The organism is Umezawaea beigongshangensis, from assembly GCF_016464305.1.
GTDB classification, from domain to species: Bacteria; Actinomycetota; Actinomycetes; order Mycobacteriales; family Pseudonocardiaceae; genus Umezawaea_A; species Umezawaea_A beigongshangensis.
Genome location: NZ_JAEIOJ010000002.1, coordinates 680459 through 697294, shown reverse-complemented (window position 1 = coordinate 697294; position 16836 = coordinate 680459). Strand labels below are relative to the sequence as shown.

20 protein-coding genes are annotated in these 16836 nt (G+C 71.6%); 11 read left to right on the top strand and 9 right to left on the bottom strand.

Features of this window, described 5'->3' with window-relative positions; translation table 11 throughout:
- The first annotated feature begins 6 nt into the window (after nt 1-6).
- A complete protein-coding gene (mgrA, locus tag IMZ35_RS07705) occupies nt 7-996 on the top strand; it encodes an L-glyceraldehyde 3-phosphate reductase (protein WP_199440202.1) in 990 nt (329 codons plus the stop codon).
- A gap of 66 nt (nt 997-1062) precedes the next feature.
- Here mgrA and IMZ35_RS07700 read toward each other — a convergent pair whose 3' ends face one another.
- Nucleotides 1063-1338 (bottom strand): hypothetical protein, encoded by a 276-nt coding sequence (locus IMZ35_RS07700; protein WP_199440201.1) that lies wholly within the window; start codon nt 1336-1338, stop codon nt 1063-1065.
- A 429-nt stretch (nt 1339-1767) separates the two neighbouring features.
- On the opposite strand from IMZ35_RS07700, the gene IMZ35_RS07695 reads away from it, so the two are divergent.
- Entirely contained in the window at nt 1768-2325 is a 558-nt protein-coding gene (locus tag IMZ35_RS07695; protein ID WP_199440200.1) for a hypothetical protein, read from the top strand.
- Nucleotides 2326-2379: 54 nt separating this feature from the next.
- Complete coding sequence (locus IMZ35_RS07690; RefSeq protein ID WP_199440199.1) at nt 2380-3051, top strand: hypothetical protein; 672 nt, start codon at nt 2380-2382, stop codon at nt 3049-3051.
- 7 nt (nt 3052-3058) lie between these two features.
- Here IMZ35_RS07690 and IMZ35_RS07685 read toward each other — a convergent pair whose 3' ends face one another.
- Nucleotides 3059-3481 (bottom strand): STAS domain-containing protein, encoded by a 423-nt coding sequence (locus IMZ35_RS07685; protein WP_229370885.1) that lies wholly within the window; start codon nt 3479-3481, stop codon nt 3059-3061.
- Between the two features lie 149 nt (nt 3482-3630).
- The gene (locus IMZ35_RS07680) at nt 3631-4602 is read right to left on the bottom strand and encodes a sensor histidine kinase (RefSeq protein WP_199440198.1); all 972 of its coding nucleotides are present in this window, start codon (nt 4600-4602) and stop codon (nt 3631-3633) included.
- Nucleotides 4603-4927: 325 nt separating this feature from the next.
- Here IMZ35_RS07680 and IMZ35_RS07675 point away from each other — a divergent pair, with 325 nt between their 5' ends.
- Entirely contained in the window at nt 4928-5209 is a 282-nt protein-coding gene (locus IMZ35_RS07675; protein WP_199440197.1) for an isoamylase early set domain-containing protein, read from the top strand.
- Here IMZ35_RS07675 and IMZ35_RS07670 read toward each other — a convergent pair.
- A complete protein-coding gene (locus IMZ35_RS07670; RefSeq protein ID WP_199440196.1) occupies nt 5199-5780 on the bottom strand; it encodes a hypothetical protein in 582 nt (193 codons plus the stop codon). The genes IMZ35_RS07675 and IMZ35_RS07670 overlap by 11 nt on opposite strands.
- Before the next feature lie 301 nt (nt 5781-6081).
- On the opposite strand from IMZ35_RS07670, the gene IMZ35_RS07665 reads away from it, so the two are divergent.
- Entirely contained in the window at nt 6082-6471 is a 390-nt protein-coding gene (locus IMZ35_RS07665) for a hypothetical protein (RefSeq protein WP_199440195.1), read from the top strand.
- 91 nt (nt 6472-6562) lie between these two features.
- Here the strand turns inward: IMZ35_RS07665 and IMZ35_RS07660 are convergent, their stop codons facing one another.
- The 3 genes from IMZ35_RS07660 to IMZ35_RS07650 form a co-directional block, all read right to left on the bottom strand.
- Nucleotides 6563-6916, bottom strand: coding sequence for a hypothetical protein (locus tag IMZ35_RS07660; protein ID WP_199440194.1), 354 nt, complete (start codon nt 6914-6916; stop codon nt 6563-6565).
- Nucleotides 6917-7156: 240 nt separating this feature from the next.
- The gene (locus tag IMZ35_RS07655) at nt 7157-7639 is read right to left on the bottom strand and encodes a hypothetical protein (RefSeq protein WP_199440193.1); all 483 of its coding nucleotides are present in this window, start codon (nt 7637-7639) and stop codon (nt 7157-7159) included.
- 614 nt (nt 7640-8253) lie between these two features.
- Entirely contained in the window at nt 8254-8703 is a 450-nt protein-coding gene (locus IMZ35_RS07650; RefSeq protein ID WP_199440192.1) for a hypothetical protein, read from the bottom strand.
- A gap of 444 nt (nt 8704-9147) precedes the next feature.
- On the opposite strand from IMZ35_RS07650, the gene IMZ35_RS07645 reads away from it, so the two are divergent.
- From IMZ35_RS07645 to IMZ35_RS07635, 3 genes are all read left to right on the top strand, one after another.
- A complete protein-coding gene (locus IMZ35_RS07645; RefSeq protein ID WP_199440191.1) occupies nt 9148-9468 on the top strand; it encodes a hypothetical protein in 321 nt (106 codons plus the stop codon).
- Nucleotides 9469-9645: 177 nt separating this feature from the next.
- Nucleotides 9646-12090 (top strand): transglycosylase domain-containing protein, encoded by a 2445-nt coding sequence (locus IMZ35_RS07640; protein ID WP_199440190.1) that lies wholly within the window; start codon nt 9646-9648, stop codon nt 12088-12090.
- 174 nt (nt 12091-12264) lie between these two features.
- Entirely contained in the window at nt 12265-13170 is a 906-nt protein-coding gene (locus tag IMZ35_RS07635; RefSeq protein WP_199440189.1) for a DUF3152 domain-containing protein, read from the top strand.
- 622 nt (nt 13171-13792) lie between these two features.
- Here the strand turns inward: IMZ35_RS07635 and IMZ35_RS07630 are convergent.
- Nucleotides 13793-14143: a hypothetical protein gene (locus tag IMZ35_RS07630; protein WP_438816837.1), complete on the bottom strand. Its 351-nt coding sequence runs from the start codon at nt 14141-14143 to the stop codon at nt 13793-13795.
- 427 nt (nt 14144-14570) lie between these two features.
- Here IMZ35_RS07630 and IMZ35_RS07625 point away from each other — a divergent pair, with 427 nt between their 5' ends.
- The 3 genes from IMZ35_RS07625 (at nt 14571) to IMZ35_RS07615 (ending at nt 16015) form a co-directional block, all read left to right on the top strand.
- A complete protein-coding gene (locus tag IMZ35_RS07625) occupies nt 14571-14996 on the top strand; it encodes an STAS domain-containing protein (RefSeq protein ID WP_199440188.1) in 426 nt (141 codons plus the stop codon).
- 103 nt (nt 14997-15099) lie between these two features.
- The gene (locus IMZ35_RS07620; RefSeq protein WP_199440187.1) at nt 15100-15483 is read left to right on the top strand and encodes an STAS domain-containing protein; all 384 of its coding nucleotides are present in this window, start codon (nt 15100-15102) and stop codon (nt 15481-15483) included.
- Between the two features lie 46 nt (nt 15484-15529).
- Entirely contained in the window at nt 15530-16015 is a 486-nt protein-coding gene (locus IMZ35_RS07615) for a hypothetical protein (RefSeq protein ID WP_199440186.1), read from the top strand.
- On the opposite strand, the gene IMZ35_RS07610 is transcribed toward IMZ35_RS07615, so the two are convergent.
- Nucleotides 15937-16644 (bottom strand): hypothetical protein, encoded by a 708-nt coding sequence (locus IMZ35_RS07610; protein ID WP_199440185.1) that lies wholly within the window; start codon nt 16642-16644, stop codon nt 15937-15939. The genes IMZ35_RS07615 and IMZ35_RS07610 overlap by 79 nt on opposite strands.
- Nucleotides 16645-16836: the final 192 nt, after the last annotated feature.

Below are 16836 nucleotides of genomic sequence, written 5' to 3'. Positions count from 1 at the left end.
AGAACCGTGCCCCACGTCGCCGCAGACTCCCGCTACGACACCATGCCCCACCGCCGCACCGGACGCAGCGGCCTGAAGCTGCCCGCCGTGTCACTGGGCCTGTGGCACAACTTCGGCCACGACCGCGGTCTGGACACCCAGCGCGCCGTGCTGCGCCGTGCGTTCGACCTCGGGGTCACGCACTTCGACCTGGCCAACAACTACGGCCCGCCGCCCGGATCGGCCGAGGAGAACTTCGGCCGGATCTTCCAGCAGGACTTCCGCCCCTACCGGGACGAGATCGTCGTCTCCACCAAGGCGGGCTACCTGATGTGGCCCGGCCCGCACGGCGAGTGGGGCTCGCGCAAGAGCGTCCTCGGCAGCCTGGACCAGAGCCTGGGCCGCCTCGGCCTGGACCACGTGGACGTCTTCTACTCCCACCGTCCCGACCCGGAGACGCCGATCGAGGAGACGATGGGCGCGCTGCACACGGCCGTGCAGCAGGGCAAGGCGCTCTACGCGGGCATCTCCAACTACTCCGCCGAGCAGACCCGCGAGGCGGCGCGCGCGCTGGCCGAGCTCGGCACGCCGCTGCTGATCCACCAGCCCTCGTACTCCATGGTCAACCGCTGGGTGGAGGACGGCCTGCTCGACGTCCTCGACGAGGTCGGCGCCGGGTCCATCGCCTACTCGCCGCTCGCGCAGGGCCTGCTGACCGACCGCTACCTCTCCGGCATCCCCGCCGACTCCCGCGCGGCCAGCGCCAGCCCGTTCCTGTCCGAGGAGCGCATCACCGAGGACCTGCTGGGCACGGTGCGGGGTCTCGACCAGATCGCGAAGCAGCGCGGGCAGACCCTCGCGCAGCTCGCGCTGGCGTGGGTGCTGCGCGGTGGCCGGGTCACCTCGGCCCTGGTCGGCGCCAGCAGCGTCCGGCAGCTGGAGGACAACGTCGCCGCGGTGCGCAACCTCGACTTCACCGACGACGAGCTCGCCGAGATCGAGAAGCAGCTCGGCTGAGAGCAGGGGGAGCGCGGCACGTCCGCGCTCCCCTGCGGCCGGCTGACCGCCCGTCCGGATCGCCGGTCAGCGACTGCCGACGGGCTCGCCGCACCGCCAGCACGTGGCGGTGCACGGCTGGTCGGGCGCGTGCCGGGCAGGCCCTCCGCCGACGCCGAACCGGTAGGAGCCGCACGCGGGACACGGGTACGCGGTGAACTCCTCGCCGCAGTCGGCGCACCGCCACGGCCCGGCGGCGCACGCCTGCGCGGCGCACGACCGGTGGGAGAGGTCCCCGTCGGACGGCGGGAGCACGTCGGCCGCGCCGCACCCCGCGCAGTGCACGATCGTCAGAGTCGTCACAACCCGTTCCTCCGCGCAGCGCTCGCGGCCCAGTGTCCGAGGCCACAGTATCGAGCGCGTCCGCCCGCTCCGCCGTGCAGCACGCCCGTTCGGGTCGTGCATCCTCCCCGGACGGGGGACGTTCTCCGCCACCGGCCGTCCCCAGGCGGGCCGGTGGCGTTCGGTCCTCACCGAGCGCCACGCCGGAGGGGGCGCGTGTCACCCCGCTGGTCGATCCGCGTGCTCCGCACGAGACGCCGGTCCGAACCGGCCGACCCGGACGATCGCGTGCCGTGGCCACCGCTCCGGCGTCGACCTCCGATCCGGGTGGTGATCACGGCATCGGTGTGACGCGGGGCGGCCGTGGGCGCAGCGCCCTCGATACTTGCCCGGTGCACGCCCCAGGGTGCGGTTCGTACCGGTACGAGACGCCGAGCGAGATCAGAGACGATGTGCAGTGACGACGCCCCGGTGCGGGTCGTGCCGGACCTCGAACTGGAGCTCCACCGCGCTCACGTGGGGGAGCTGGCGGCGACGGCGGTCGCCGCCGTGCTGTCGAACAGACCGCACACCCGCGACGCCCTGGTGGCCGAGGTGATCGACGCCGGTGACTCCGGCACGGGCGCGCTGATCGCCTCCGAGGTGCTGGGCGACTTCCTGCTCGACGGCCTGCCGCAGGGCGGCCTGAACCCCGCGTTCCCGATCCGGCCGGCGTTCACGCCGCCGTCCGACGCCGACGAGCGGGAGCGGGAGGCGTGGCACCGGGCGGTGCTCGCCGCCACGGCGCTGCTGACCGGGCAGGCTGCGGCGGACGTCGCCCTGCAGAACGAGGGGCTGCGCGGCCTCGCCAGCGCCGGGACCAGCGCCAAGGTCCTCGTCGTGCTGGTCCACGCCGCCGCGGAGAAGGCCGAGCGGCTCGCCGCGTTCACCGGCGAGGTGTGGGACGGCTGGGACAGGCACCTGATCCGCGAGAGCAACGGCGCGGGGCCGGACGGCCTGCTGTTCTGACGCCCGGTTCACCCGGATGCGGATGACGGCGGCGGTTCTGGGTACGCACGTTCCATGAGCAGTGTCTTCTCCGCCCTGGCGCGGTTGCGCCGAACCCGTGCCCTGCACCCGGACGGCCTGGTGCTGCGCGGCACGCTCGACGCCGACGGTCCCGCGGTGCTGCCGCTGCCGCGGGGGGAGCACGAGGTGCTGGTGCGCCTGTCCAAGGGGGCCGGCACACCCGGTTCGCTGCCCGACGTGCTCGGGCTCGCCGTCCGCGTGCCGCTGGGCGGGGACCGGCACTGGGACGTGCTGCTGTCGACCTCCGGCGGGAACCGCGTCAGCCGGATGACGCCGCTGCCGTCGACGCACTGGGAGGGCCGCTGCTACGGCAGCGTCGTCCCGTTCCGGCGCGACGGCGACCTCGTGTGGCTGCGCGCGGTGCCGCAGCGCCGCACCCGCCGGATCCCGCCGAACCCCGGCGCGCTGGCGACCGCGGCGCGGAACATCCCGCTGCACTTCACCGTGGAGGAGAGCGGCCGGGACGGGGAGTGGCGCGCGGTGGCCACGCTCGTCGTGCGCGGCGAGGCTCACGAGGACGTGAGGTTCGAACCCGTGCTGTCGCTGCCGCCGGGTGTGGAGATGAGTCCGCGGTGGCTCGGCCGGGCCAGGGTCGAGGCGTACCGGGAGAGCAGGGCCGGTGCCGCCCGAGCGGACGGCACCGCCGCGCGACCCGGCGCGTCCTGACGGGACCTCAGGAGCCGCTGACCGCGGAGAGGGCGTCGTCGAGCGTCGGGTGGACGGCCAGCAGCGCGTCCAGCTGGGTGGCCTGGAGCGATCGCAGCACCGCGCGGGAGGACACGACCAGGTTCATGGGGGTGCCGCGGTCGATGCCGCGTTCGCGGTACTCCACGAGCAGGGCGAGTCCGACCGAGCCGAGGAAGCCCACGCCGCTCAGGTCGACCACGACCGGGCGAGGCGCCTCGGGCGACGCGTCGGCGGCGGCGTCCTCGAACGCCGCGGACAGGCGCTCGCCCAGCGTGGACGCGGTGCTCATGTCGATCTCGCCGACCACGCGCACGACGGGCACGCCCCGCGGGTGGTCGACGTCGACCCGCAGGAGCTGGACGTCCGGGGTCGTCTGGATCACCCGGGCGTGCTCGGCTCTGTCCGGCAAGGGCGTTCTCCTCGTCGATGGGGCGGAAGCGGTTCGCGGGTCAGCCTAGTCGTGCGTCGCGGCCGGCCGGTCACAGCGCGGGAACGGTGACCACGTCGCCGTGCGCCCGGCAGCGGCGTGCCCGGCTTCCGAGCCGGGGGACGACCGGATCACACCGGAGGGGGCGCGCCGTCCGCTCCGCGACCGACGGCGAAGTGCGCCCGGACGACCGTGCCGACCGCGGTGCTGTGCACGCGGACCAGGTCGGCGAGGTGGTTCACCAGCACCAGGCCCCGGCCGCCGGTCTGCTGCTGAGCGGCCGGGAGCCGACCGGCCAGCGGGTCGGTGATGTGCCCGGAGTCGCTGCTCTGCACGACGAGGTGGTCGGCGTCCGCCCACAGGTGGACCGTGCCGCTCCCGCCGCCGTGCACGATGCTGTTGGCCGCCAGTTCGGTGACCGTCAGCAGGACGTCCTCCACGCGTTCGCCGCTCAGACCGGCCGTGCGGGCCCGCTCGGCGGCGACGCGCCTCAGCAGTCCCAGCTCCTCGGTGCGCACCGCGAGGGCGGTGGCGCCGGGAGGCGGTGGGGACAGGGGCCTGTTGTACGTCCGGACGACGTGGTCGGGCGCGTAGCGCTCGCTGGGCCGCTGCCCGCGCGAGTCGACGAGCACGGGGTGCGTGGCCTCGGCGTCGGCGAGCACGAGCGGGTCCAGCCCGACCGTGTCGTACGGGCACAGGATCGTCACGTGACGACCGGTGAAGGCGTGGTTGATCAGGGCCTCGTGCTGGACGCAGGCCGGGTACTCCGTCTCCGAGCGCCCCGGCCAGATCGGCTCGCCGATGATCCGCACGTGACCGGAGGAGTGCTGGTCGGCGAAGGCGCGCAACACCCACGGGATGATCCGGCCGGGGTTGCGCCCGGCACGGGTCATGTCCAGGAAGCGGACCCGCCCGGCACGCTCGCCCAGGGCCGCGCGCAGCAGGTCGAGCTGAGGTCCCGGCACGGCGACCGCCACCGGCTCACCCGCGTCGAGGCCGTCGGTGACGAAGGGGACGGTACCCGCGAGGTACTCGGCGCTGCCCGCGTAGAACAGCGCCGGGTGCACGAACGGTTCGTGCGACGTCGCGGGCGCGACTGCCATGTCATCGTCTCCGTGCTCGCGGTGCGTGGTCGGCTCGATCCCACCGACGAGCGTCGAACCGCTCGACCGCGTGGAAGACGGACCTGTCGTGGCTGATCACCGCGATCTCCCCGTCCGGCAACCCGGTAGCGACTGTACTGCCTCCGGCGGGGCGGCGCGGTGTTGGTCGGGGCGGGAGGAGGACCACCGGGTGCGACGGCTGTGTGACCATCTGTTCCCGACCGGCTGAACCCGCTGGCGCGACGGCGGCGCGCACGGCAGCCTGCACGTGTCGCGACGGCAAGCGCGACCGCACCGTCCCCGAGTCGCAGAGGACAGCTCGCCGATGATCAGCACGACCGCACTGCCGTTCAACAAGGTCCGCGTCACGTTCAGCCTGGACCACGGCCACCCGGCCGGCGCCACCAGCGTCGTGGGGTGCTTCAACGACTGGACACCGGGCAAGCACACGCTGCGCCGACGCCCCAACGGCCGCCGCTCGGCGTCGGTCGTCCTGCCCAGGGGCAGGTCCGTGTCCTTCCGCTACCTCACCGAGGGCGGCGTCTGGACCGACGAACCCGCCCTCGCCGTTCGCGACGAGCGCGGGAACGGCCGCCTCACGGTGTGAGCGGGGCCCCCGGCGCCGTTCCGTCCGCGTACCAGCACCGGGCCAGGTCGAGAGCAGCCCTGGCGCCGCTCTCGCAGGCGCACCGGTCGGCGGTGTCCACGGCCGCCTCCGCCGCGCCCGACAGCATCGTGGTGATCTCCTCGGCCAGGGCGACGATGCCCAGCCGCACCTGGTCGACGTCCGAGGGCGCGACCTCGCCGTGCCGTCCGGCGGGATCGTCCGTCTGATCCGGCACCAGTGCGTTCACCGGCACGATCACGGCGTCGGTGCAGGGCAGCGACGGAGCGGGCGCCAGGTACCACGTCGTGTCCACGTGGATGCGCTGCGCGCGGTCGGCCGTCCGCGCCGATCCGGGGTCCGTGCCGGTCAGCACGGTCCCGCAGATCCCGGCTGCGCCGAAGGCGCGCCACGCGACCAGCAGCGCCGTGGCGGTGTCGGTCACGTCCGTGGCGCGCACCCGCTCGACGTGCTCGGTCAGCAGGTCGAGGGCCGTGGGAGGGGGTGCCGCGATCCCGGTCGCGGGCTGCTCCGCCACGTCGTCCGGCGCGGGAAGCTTCACGGTGGTGCTCATCCCTGGCGGTGTGGTCTCGCGCATGGTCGACCTCCGTGGTGACTTCGCGGCTTCGCCGGTGCCGACTCCCGATGTCGGTTCCGCGTCGGCTGCTCGTCGGATACACCTCTTACACCGAACGACACCAGAATCACTCGATCGGTATGGCCGTGATTACGGAAAACGTCTGATCGTCGCTCTTGTGACCACGCCGCTCGCGCTGTCGTGGGACAAGGGGAATCCGGGTGTGCGTGTCCCGTGAGCCTGGTGGGGTGCCCGGTCGGTTCGCACGTGGTCGGACGGCGGAGCACGCGAGGTGGTGGTGACGACCGGTACCGGGAGTTCTCGCGGTGACGTGCGCGGCGTGGACCGGAGCGGTAGCGCCGACGCGCCGCTGGCGGATCTGCTCGGCGTGGTCCGCCGGTGGCTCGCCGACGAGAGCGGGGTGTGCGCGCGGAGCGCGGCGTCGCTCGCGACGGAGCTCGTCACCAACGCCTGCGAGCACGGCGGTCGCGTCCGCTGCTTCCGCCCGTGGCGGCCGTCCGGGCCCGCGTCCGCGCGCATCGGGGCCGACGACGCCGATCGCGCTCGGCTGCCGGTGGCGGGCCGGTCGAGGATCGGCGAGCACCGGGGACGCGGGCCGGCGGTGGTGGAGCGGTTCACCGAGAGGCGGGGCGTGCACCCGCGCGGGTGGGAAGGACGGTGTGCGTAGAGGGGAGGTGCCGGTGCCGGGTCGGCGTTGAGCACGGCACCGCGGCGGGAACGACGAGCGCCGTCCCCGCCGCGACGGCACCGCCGAGCGGTCAGTCGCTGACGGCGCCGATCTGGTAGGTGTAGGCGCCGTCGGGCCCGGCTACGGAGCCGGACTCGGCGTACCAGGCCGACCCGTCGCCCCCGCTCTCCGACCCGTGGCCCTCGGCGGCCGACGTCGTGGAGGTGGTGGACGCGCCGTCCGGTCCGGCCTTCAGGCGCACCGACGTGTAGTACGTGTTCCCGTACTCGTCGGAGTGCGCGTACGTGTACTCCACGCAGGCCCCGTCCGGTCCGGCGTAGGACGTGGCGCTGACGTACTCGTCGGCCGAGGCGGCTCCGGCCGCCGCGATCACCAGGGGAAGTGCCAGCGCCCCGCCGAGGAGAGCGCGCGTCGTGCTTCGCATGAGGGATCTTCTTTCTGCCGGTGAACGGGCGAACCGTCGGGCAATCGTAAGTCCGCCACAGCAGAAATGAGGGATACCTCGATCCGGTGTTTCCTCTGCTCTCACGTGTGGAAAATCCGGAGAAATGGCGACGCGCCGTGACCGTGCGAAGTGCGTCGCGCCGACCGCGTTCCCGGCGAGCTTTCCGCGAACGGCGCCCACCGCACCTCCCGCTGTGCGGAGCACACCCCGCGTCCCGGCCTACTGCCGGGCCGCGTGGGCCGCCCTGCCCCGCGGTGTCGGCCGGGGCAGCGGGACGTTCGTGCTCGTCGTGATCTCCTTCAACCACTCGTCGAGCAGGCGCTGCCGGTCGGTCAGCTCGTCGAGGAGCCGCTTCGACTCGTGCAGGGCCGAGACCACGATCTGCCTCGCCTGCTCGGTGGCCGAGGCGAGCCGGCGCTGGGCCTCCTGCTCGGCCTCGTCGAGCAGGTTCGCCCGCGCGGCGAGCAGGCTCTCGCTCTGCTGCACGATCTGGTCGGCGTGCGACCTGGCGTCCCGCTCGATCTTCCCGGCCTCCTTCTTCGCCGAGTGGATCAGGTAGCGGATGCACCCGGCGACGGGGTCCTGCCTGGTGTTGTGCCCGGAGTGGATCTGGTGGTACTCGTGCAGTTCCGCGCGCGCCTCGTCGAGCTGGACCGCCAGCGATTCCGCCCTGGACAGGGCGGCGTCCCGATCCGCCGTCACGACTTCGAGCTCCTGGTCCACCAGGCGGAACTCCGCGTCGACCTGGCGCCGGTCGTATCCGCGGAAACGGGTGCGAAACCAACGGGAGGGATCTTTCAGCAGCTCGTCGAACATCGTGGACCTCTCGTCGCCGAGGCGTCATCCGTCTGCCGGCAGTGGTCGCAGCGGGGTGAGCAGCGGCCCCCAGTTCGGCGCTGTTCCAGTCGCGATTCGATCTGATACTAATTGACCGACGTAGCAGGTGCGCGGGTCCGCGGAGGAGCGGTGTGCCGTCACGAGGAAAGTACACTCGAAAGAGCGGAAGATTTCCCCTGTTGGTGAGCCGTGTGCTGCGCGTGACGCGAGCGTCGACCAGAGCGCGAACCCGTGCCCTCGGGCCCGGCGGGAGCGATCGGCGCGGATCGTGCGGTCGCCGGGGTGGGGCGGCACGCTCCGGAAACGGGGAACGGGCGCCCGGAGAAGAATCTCCGAGCGCCCGTCCGACTGCTGCACGCACCTGTCTCCCGGCCGGGAGGACGACCGCGGTGGAGCGGTGCCGCTCCGACTGCTCGTCATCCGAGAACGGCGTGCGCCGAGCCCCGGATCACCGCGGGAGAGAAGAGCGGAACCGCGGATCAGAACAGGTTGCCGACGAGGAAGTTCTGGACCACGTTGCCGTCGTCGCCGTAGTCACCGTGGTGACCGTAGTCGTCGTCGTCGTCATCGTCGTCGTCGCAGTCGTCGTAGTCGCTCTCGCAGGTGGGCTCCTCCTCGCAGGTGGACTCCTCCTCGCAGGTGGGCTCCTCCTCGCAGGTGGACTCCTCCTCGCAGGTGGGCTCCTCGTACTCGTGGCAGTCGTCCTTGCAGTCGTCGTGACCGTGGTGGTGGTGGTGGCCGTACCCGGCCTCGCTGTAGACGAAGTACGTCGACGCGCCTTCGGGACCCGCGGCCGTCGCCTCCTGGACGTAGATGGAGTACGGGTCGCCGTGAGAATGCGCCGTGTCGGCCGAAGCCATACCCGCGGCGGCCAGGGCCAGCGGAATCGACAGCGTTCCACCGATGATCATCCGAGTGATGCTGCGCATCAGAGAATACCTCCTGGTGTTGCGGTTGGGTCGAACAACCAGAAATGTACGTGCCGCGTGGACGAGCGCATCTCCCGTCACCGCATCGTGTGTCTTCCGCAGTAATGTTCTAGATTTTTTTGCCGAGCGCCTCCGATCATCGGACGCTCGTCGCAGCTTTGTCGATCATCACCTGGCCGAGCACCTGCCGCCGGTGTGCCGGTTCATTTTTTCACGGAAAGCGGTGTTTGAATCGGATCGGTGGACCCGAATCGGTGGGCGGTCGTGGTCGCGGGGAATGACGTGTAGTTCTCCCGCCCTCGCCGAAAAGATCGTGACACGTCGCCAGACCCCTCTCGCGGCCGGGTGCGGCCGTCCGCGGGCCCGGCGGAACCGCGCGCCACCGCGCACACTCGGCCCGGCGGGCGACGCGGCTCGTCGCCCGCCCGACGAGAGGATGGAACCGTGAGCACTCGACCGCTCGTGCTCGACACCGCGTCGGCGCACCCGCGCCGCGCACGCCGTCGCGCACACCGTCGACGGGCCGTCGCCGCGGCCGCGCTGCTGCTCCCCGTCCTGGCCGCCGTCCTGGCCACCCCGCTCGTCGCGGAACGAGGACCCGCGTTCCCCGCGGCGGCGGCGGGGCGGTGCGGGCCCGGCCAGTGCGCCGATTCCGTCGAGGTGAGCGCCTGGCAGGTCCTGCTCGGCACCGCGATCGGGGCACGGCCGCCCGGTCACACCCTGCCCGTGATCGCGCCGCTGGGCGGCGGGGAGGCGGCGCGGTAGCTCCGACCTGCGCACCGTCCCCGCGCGACGGTCCCCTGTGGAGCGCCGCTCACCCGCGGGGGAGTGAACCGCCTGGTCCGGCGCGTTCGCAAACCAGGTCGACGCGATGTCCACCCATGTGGTGAATGTGCAACGAAGACCTCACGGTCGGCGCGCTCGCGCTCCTACGCTCGACGGGTGCTACTCCGGAACAGTCTGTTGAAGCTCGCCGGCCTGTGCGTCGTGGCCGGAGTCCTCCTCGCGGGCGTCCTCTTCCCGCTGGCGGGTGCGTTCGGCCTGGTCTCCAACCGGGCCAGCGACAGGGTGGACAGCATCTCGGCCGACCTGCTCACCACCGACCCGCCGCTGATGACGACCGTCACCGACCGGGACGGAGAGCCGATCGCGTACCTGTACGACCAGTACCGGGTGCTCACGCCGCCCGACGGGATCTCCTCCACCATGAAGGCCGCTCTCATCTCGGTCGAGGACCGCAGGTTCTACGACCACCGGGGCGTCGACTGGAAGGGCACGATCCGCGCCGCGCTGACCAACCAGGCCAGCGGCAGCGTCTCGCAGGGCGCCTCGACGCTCACCCAGCAGTACGTCAAGAACTACCTGATGTACGTCGTCGCGCGGAACAACAAGCTGGAGCAGGAGAAGGCGCAGGAGCAGACGGTCGCCCGCAAGCTCCGCGAGGCGCGCATCGCGCTCCAGCTCGAACGCGAGCTGGACAAGGAGGAGATCCTCGCCCGCTACCTCAACACCGTGCCGTTCGGCTCCACGATCTTCGGGATCGCCGCCGCGTCGCAGGCGTACTTCAACACCACGCCGGACAAGCTCACGGTCGCGCAGTCGGCGGTGCTCGCCGGCATGGTCAACAGCCCCTCCGCGCTGAACCCCGAACTCCACCCGGAGAAGTCGCTCGAACGCCGCAACCAGGTCATCGACAAGATGGCCGAGAACGACAAGCTCACCGTGGAAGCGGCGGAGGCCACCAAGAAGGAGCCGCTGGGCGTGGCCGACCCGGTCAGCCCGCTGCCCACCGGGTGCGTCGGCGCCGGTCCGGAGAACGGCTTCTTCTGCTCCTACGTCGTCAACTACCTCTCGCGGGTCGGGTTCAGCCAGGAGCAGCTCAAGACCGGCGGCTACAGGATCAGGACGACCCTGGACCGGACCATCACCCAGCAGGCGAAGAAGGCCGCCGAGACGCAGGTGGCGAAGGACACCGACGGCATCGCCAACACGATGGCGATCGTGCGTCCGGGCAAGGAGCGCCACGAGGTCGTCGCCCTGGTCGCGAACCGCGACTACGGACTGAACGTCGAGGAGCACCAGACCCAGTACGACCTGCCCAGCGCCGTGGAGAACAAGTTCGGCGCCGGATCGGTCTACAAGGTGTTCACCGCGGCGGCCGCCCTGGAGAAGGGCATGGGCATCGAGAGCGTGATGGCGACGCCGAACTCCTACGTGTCGAGGGTGTTCAAGGGCGGCGCCGAGAGGTGCCCCTCGACCGGAGAGCCCAACACGCGCTGGTACTGCCTGAACAACTTCAACGACAAGTACCCGCCGCAGATGACGTTGCAGACGGCCCTGTCGACCTCGCCGAACACCGGCTTCGTCATCCTGGAGGAGCAGGCCGGTCTGGACGCGGTGGTCGACATGGCGGCGAAGCTCGGACTGCGCGACACGATGGCCACCAGCATCGCCGGCGTCGAGCCGGACCCGAAGGCCAAGGAGCGGGAGCTGCGGCTGTCGCAGACGGAGTTCTACAAGTCCGGCGGCAACGCCTCGTTCACCCTCGGCCCCGCGCCGACGAGCACCCTGGAACTGGCCAACGTCGCCGCGACGATCATGAGCGGCGGCACGTGGTGCCCGCCCTCGCCGCTGCTGGAGGTCACCGACCGCAGCGGGCGCACGGTGCGCGTCGAGGAGCTGCCCTGCGAGCAGGTCGTGGCCGAGCCGCTGGCCAACGCGCTGGCCGTGGGCATGAGCAAGGACGACAGGGACCAGGGCACGGCGGTCGCCGCGGCCAAGCAGTTCAAGTGGACGCGGCCGATGCTCGGCAAGACCGGCACCACCGAGGACTACAAGTCCGCCGCGTTCCTCGGCGCCACCCCCGACTACGCCGCGGCGGTGCAGACCTTCAACGACGGCTCCACGCCGCGCGGCATCTGCATCAACGGCCCGAAGCCGCGGCTGTGCGCGGAGGGCGACATCTTCGGCGGCACCGTTCCGGCCAGGACCTGGTTCGACACGATGATCAAGGTTCACGAGAACCTGCCGGAGAAGCCGATGCCGCCCGTCGAGAAGCGCTACGCCACCGGTGGTGACGAGATCCGCATGCCCGACGTGGTCGGCCGGACCGAGGAGGAGGCGACCTCGACCCTGAAGGACGCGGGCTACGAGGTCACCGCGGAGGACCAGAACTCGACCGAGCCGCGCGGAACCGTGGTCAGCCAGACACCGAGGGGCAACGCCCTGCCCGGCGCGAAGGTGACCCTGCTGATCAGCACGGGCCACCTGCCACCCCCTCGTGCCGTCGACGAGTCGCCGGGGAGCGACGACCCGCTGTCCGAGGCGGAGCAGTCGCTGCCGCCGACACCGTCCTCGCCGGCGCCCTCCTCGTCCGCTCCCGGCTGAGCCCGCGCGGAAGGATCAGAACCGGACCTCTTTCCGGTGAAGTTCCCCGCCGCTGGCGGGTCCGCTCGCGGTGATCGTCCACACTGGATCGCTGTGACCCCCGCGACGTGCAGGGGTGGTCGTGAGGGCCGCTCGCCCGCCGCGATGGCGCACTCGAACGACGGATGGTGATGTATGGGCGTCTTTCAGGGCGGCCACCAGCGCGCTCTCTACGCCGCCGGGCTCTCCGTGCTCTGCGTGCTCGTGGTGGTGCTGGGATTCCAGTTCGCCGCCGACCGCGGCGACGTGACGAGCACGAGGGCCGCGGTGTCGAGCTGGGAGGCGAGCGGCACGAACCCGCCGTCCGCGGCGGTGCGCGCTCCCGCCTCCGAGCCGGTCTTCGCCCCGCAGCCGCCCGCCGGGCTCGAACTCGCCCGCGCCGAGGAGCAGGACCTGGCCGCCGAGCAGGCCCTGGTGCCCAGTGCCCGGCTGCCCGAGGGCGAGCAGTTCCCGCGGACGGGTGAGGGCACGTGGAGAGTCGTCGCCGGGACGTCACCGCGCATCGGCTCCGGCCCCGAGCACACCTACACCGTGGAGGTCGAGGACGGTGTGCGGCTGACCGGGGGAGACGCCTCGTTCGCCGACGTCGTGCAGCACGCGCTGTCGGACCGGAGGGGCTGGACCGCTCGCGGTGACCTCGCCGTCCGCCGGGTCGACAGCGGGGAGCCCGATCTGCGCGTCAGGCTGACGTCGAGCGGGACCGCACGCGCCCTGTGCGGTTTCGAGATCCCGGTGGACGTCAACTGCCGCATCGCGCAGAGCGTGTACCTCAGCGCCGCGAGGTGGGCGAGGGGAGCCACGGCCTTCGGCGCCGACCTCACCGGCTACCGCCAGTACGCCATCAACCACGAGGTCGGCCACTTCTTCTCCTACCTGCACGAGGCGTGCCAGGAGGACGGGCAGCCCGCTCCCGTGATGATGCAGCAGACGTTCAGCACGGCCAACGACGATCTCGTGGACGTCACCGCGGACAACCCGCAGCAGGTGACCGTGTCGCGCGACGGCAAGCGGTGCACGGCCAACCCGTGGCCCTTCCCGTGATCCGGACACCGTCCGCACGGCACCGCCCGACGCGCTGCTGACGGCTCGAGCAGATCCGCGCGGTGTTCCGCTCGGCGATCGGCACGTCCTCGGCCCGGCAGTCGGGTCGGTGCGCGTCAACGCTGAACCGCGACGCCGGGCACGGCACTTCCCGCTCCGTGCTGGAACGTCGTGCTGTTTCTCTCGCGGCAACCGGTGCCGGGCCGGCGGTGCTCTGCTCCGCGTTCGTCGTCGTCGCCCGGCCGGTGAAGCCGTTTTCGCTGGTGCGTCCGCTCGGCAACGGGAGCAGTGCTGCGTGCCGTGGAAGATGTCGTGGGAGATGCCCTGGGAGATGCCGTGGAAGAACGGCGAGAAATCGTGCTGGGGAAATGCGCTTCGGTCGTACGTGCGAGCTGCCTCGACCACTGCCGGACGCCAGCAACGGGAACGACGTGGTCGTGGTGCAGGAAGCAGACGGTGTGGTCATCTGTGAACGCACGAAGATGGGGCGAGACGCGTGCAGCGCGTCTCGCCCCATCTTCGTGTTCAGTTCAGACCGAGCAGGTGGCGAGAACGTTCGGAGAACAACGCGAGCGCGAGGCCCGCGTGTTTCCCGGTGAACTCCCTGCCCCTGGTGCGGAACTCAGCTGGACTGGCCGGAGCCGCCGTCGAGCACGCCGCCGGTGGCGCACACGTCGGGGGTGTTGCCCTCGGCCTCGTTCTCGCCCGGGGACAGGATCGGCACGTTGAGGCCGTTGGCCACGTCCTCGATCGGCACCTGGATGCCCAGAACGTTGATGTTGTTGTCGCACACGCCGAGAACCACGTTGACGTTGTGCAGGATGTCGGTGTTGTTCAGGTTGAGCAGGCCGACCTGACCGAAGTCGCTGTTGTCGACGCTGTCCTCGGGGCCCACATCGGCCGACGCCATGCCACCCAGCATCACCATGCCGGCGGCGGTTGCGGCAACCGCAGCACTAGCCTTCTTAAACACAAAGATCTCCTCAACAAGCAGGATGGTCACATCGGGCGGCAGCCAACAATGCATCGACAATTCGAAGGTGAAACCTCACGACGCAAATGCAAGGCGTTTCTGGCCGCCGTGACATGAACATACACGACGATCTTCGGCGATATCCATCCCACCACACCATCGTGTGAGAGAAGACGATGTCTTCCAGTAACGGTCACCTGTACGGGTGATGAAGAAGGTGAATTCGCCGCTTCGTATCAACGCGAAGTCACCATGACGCACTTTCGTGTCGCTGTGAGGGTGGCGGACGGACCGGAGCGCACCCTCGGCGACGGTGCTGAGCGGCTGCCCCGCAGTCCGAGACGCCACGCCCTCTCGCCGGGCGCTCGACGGCCACCGGGTGGACCATCGGAGTCGTCACCAGCGGAACCAGCGGGAGGCGATCACCGTGACCGACGTGTTCGGCCGGGACGAGCGGCGTTCTCCTCCGCGGTGGTTGCGGGTCGAGCGGCGGGTCGAGAGCCGCGCCGTGGTGGTGCGGGCCAGCGGCGAGGTGGACACGGTCACCGCGTGGATGCTGGAGCGCCAGCTCCGGTTCGCCGCGGCGCTCGCCGGCGCTCCGGCCTCCGTCGTGGCGGACCTGCGCGACGTGGACTTCTTCGGAGCGGTGGGGGTGGCCGTGCTGCTGGAGGCCAGGGGTCGGTGCGCCCGGCAGGGCACTCCACTGCGCGTGCTGCCCAGCCGGGTGGTGACGCGGGTGCTGGAGCTCTGCCACGAGGAGGACGTCCTGGAGGTCGCGGACTCCGCGCGCGGCCGGGTGCGACGCGCCGCGATCGGCCCGCGCACGGGTTGCGGCTCCCCGGGAAGTGCGTAACGTCCTTCGCGACGGAAACGACTCGGCTTCCGCCGCGTGTGCTCGATGGGCCCGGCCGGGCCGGTGTGCGCTGCGGCCTCGCGCTCGGAGGAGGTGTGTCATCGTGCTGGAGGACGTGCGCGCGGAGACGGCCCGCTCACCACGGATGATCACCGAGTACGACGGCGACACCGCTGTGGTGCGGGTGATCGGTGATCTCGACATGAGCAGCAGCCCGGCTCTGCGCGAGCAGGTCGACGACCTGCTGTCGCGCCGCCCGGCGGCGCTCGTGGTCGACTTCAGCGGTGTGCGGTTCCTGGGCTCCGCCGGCATCGAGGTGCTGGTCGCGACCCACCACCGCGCCGAGCGCGTGGGCGCGGCCCTCGCGGTCGTGGGCGCTCACAGGGGCGTGCTGCGCCCGCTGCGCGCGACCGGCGTCGACGCGCTGCTGTCGCTGCACCCCACGGTGGACAGCGCCCTCCGGGCGGTCGAGCGCAGCACCGCGTAGCGGCCCCGCCGGTTGCGCCCCGGCGCCCGGCGGAGAGGATGACGGCATGGAAACGGAGACCACGTCCCGCCCCGGTGTCGGCGACCTCGTCCTGGAGCGCGGTCCGGACGAGCTGCGCGTGTGGCACGTGGCGACCCCGCCGACGTCGCGCTCCGGCGCGCGGGTGGACGTCGACGTCGTGCTCGACGGTGGTGAGGACCTCGACGCCGTCGACCTCGCCCTGATCACCGAGGTCCTGGCCGACGTCGACGCGGCCGTCGACGCCGCGCTGGAGTTCGTGCACGAGTCGATCCAGGGCCACCCCGACTTCTTCGGCGTGGCGGGGGACGACCTCGCCGCGCTCCGCGACGCCTCTCCCGCCGAGCTTCCGCTGCACGGGCCCCGGCTCGTCTTCTACGCGGGCGACGAGTGGCTGGTCGTGTTCACCGAGGGGGAGCTGCCGGTGTGCGACCCCTACGGTCTGGGCGTGGCGTTCGACCGGCGTCGCCCGGTGCGGGTGGAGGACCTGAACGAGGCCGAGCCGGTCGGGTGAGCCGGGCGGCCGGAGCCGCGCGACCTCCTGCTCCGCACCGCTCCGATCACCGGCAGGCCGACGGCGACCAGCAGCGACAGCACCGGGATCGACCGTCCCAGCACGAACTCGCCGAGCAGCAGGTCGGCCGCGGGGACCGCCGTGCAGAACGCGAACGCGCGAGTGGAGGCGACCGGCTGCCGGTCGTGGCGTGCCCACGGCGTGCGCCGTCCCGGTTTGGCCGTCGACAACCACGCCTGGAAGGCGATGGCCGAGGCCATCAGCAGCGACCCGACCCGCAGCGCCGGTGACGGCGGGCCGCCCTCGGCGGCGTCCCCGAGGCGCGGGCTGAGCAGGAAGATCCCCGCGTACAGCTGCGAGGTCGTGATCGCGAACTTCGCGAGCACCCACCAGTGCCGGAAGAAGCCCCACGGCGTGAGGGCGGACAGCGCGATCCCGCTGAACGCCGAGGTGGTCGCGCAGAACTGGAGCACCTGCACGTCCACCAGCTCCGCGAGGGCGAACGCCGCGGTGTCGCCGATCCGGAAGCCGAACTGCACCAGCGCGAACAGCGCCGCCGCCTGACTGCCCCAGCCCACCGACGTCACCACGTGCAACCACACCAGAAGGTGTCTGGATCTGCGTGCCACCACGGGTCCTCCATGTGTAGGCGTACTACATGTGTAGCACGCCTACACATTAGGTACCAGGCTCCCGCGCGGTCGAACCGGCTCGGCTCCGTCCACCGCGGAGGAGCTCGGCGGGGTGCCGACGAGGCGCTGGGCGGGTGGTGGGCCGCACGTGCGCGCCCCGCTGTTCGTCGCACGACCCGACCGGCTCTC

What these genes read in the sequence shown, in the direction of transcription:
- IMZ35_RS07690 (WP_199440199.1), top strand. Translation starts at nt 2,380, where the DNA reads ATGAGCAGTGTCTTCTCCGCCCTGGCGCGGTTGCGCCGAACCCGTGCC.
- IMZ35_RS07650 (WP_199440192.1), bottom strand. Translation starts at nt 8,703, where the DNA reads ATGCGCAGCATCACTCGGATGATCATCGGTGGAACGCTGTCGATTCCG.
- IMZ35_RS07670 (WP_199440196.1), bottom strand. Translation starts at nt 5,780, where the DNA reads ATGAGCACCACCGTGAAGCTTCCCGCGCCGGACGACGTGGCGGAGCAG.
- IMZ35_RS07680 (WP_199440198.1), bottom strand. Translation starts at nt 4,602, where the DNA reads ATGGCAGTCGCGCCCGCGACGTCGCACGAACCGTTCGTGCACCCGGCG.
- IMZ35_RS07660 (WP_199440194.1), bottom strand. Translation starts at nt 6,916, where the DNA reads ATGCGAAGCACGACGCGCGCTCTCCTCGGCGGGGCGCTGGCACTTCCC.
- IMZ35_RS07695 (WP_199440200.1), top strand. Translation starts at nt 1,768, where the DNA reads ATGTGCAGTGACGACGCCCCGGTGCGGGTCGTGCCGGACCTCGAACTG.
- IMZ35_RS07615 (WP_199440186.1), top strand. Translation starts at nt 15,530, where the DNA reads ATGGAAACGGAGACCACGTCCCGCCCCGGTGTCGGCGACCTCGTCCTG.
- IMZ35_RS07675 (WP_199440197.1), top strand. Translation starts at nt 4,928, where the DNA reads ATGATCAGCACGACCGCACTGCCGTTCAACAAGGTCCGCGTCACGTTC.
- IMZ35_RS07635 (WP_199440189.1), top strand. Translation starts at nt 12,265, where the DNA reads ATGGGCGTCTTTCAGGGCGGCCACCAGCGCGCTCTCTACGCCGCCGGG.